Source organism: Shewanella sp. POL2, from assembly GCF_000282755.1.
Lineage (GTDB): Bacteria > Pseudomonadota > Gammaproteobacteria > Enterobacterales > Shewanellaceae > Shewanella > Shewanella xiamenensis.
This window is the reverse complement of record NZ_AKZL01000216.1, coordinates 1-499: the sequence shown is the minus strand read 5'-3', so window position 1 is coordinate 499 and position 499 is coordinate 1. Positions and strand designations below refer to the sequence as shown.

The following is a 499-nucleotide window of genomic DNA, read 5'->3' as shown; positions in this document are numbered from 1 at the left end:
CAACAAGGGCAATAGCGCACGGCTAAGGCACGTTTGACCTCTGGTAATACGGGGAAAGCGGCTCCTGCGACAGCCAGCATCAGTTGGATTTGTTGCCGTAGCGTTTTGGCATTACCTCGCAGTAAGCCATAGTCACGCACTCGCCGTAATCCTTTGGGTAATACATGTTGTAATATCAACCACAGAAATTCGACGGCGGGCAAGCTGCGTACTTGTTGGCAGCGAGTCTGACTGTCTTGATAGGTAAAACTCACCTGATTATCGACATGACGACAAATACTGCTGTCGGGTAAAACGCCCCGATAAAGGTAGCGCGACAGATATTGCAGTGCAGGCGCACCTTTACCGACAAACTGACAATCGACCACCCATTTTGAGGGAGATTGATGTGGCAGTTTAAGCTGAAGCGTGTCACTCAGATAAGCCAGTAAACGTGCTCGCCACACCTTGGCAAGATTAAAGGCGTTAAATAAGTAATGGGTTTTACACTTACGCCATT

The 499-nt window shown here is 48.7% G+C and carries 1 protein-coding gene; it reads right to left on the bottom strand.

The genetic code is table 11. The annotated features are described in order from the left end of the window. A partial coding sequence (locus tag SHEWPOL2_RS22130) for a transposase (protein WP_037431918.1) occupies positions 1 to 499 on the bottom strand: 499 nt, incomplete at both ends.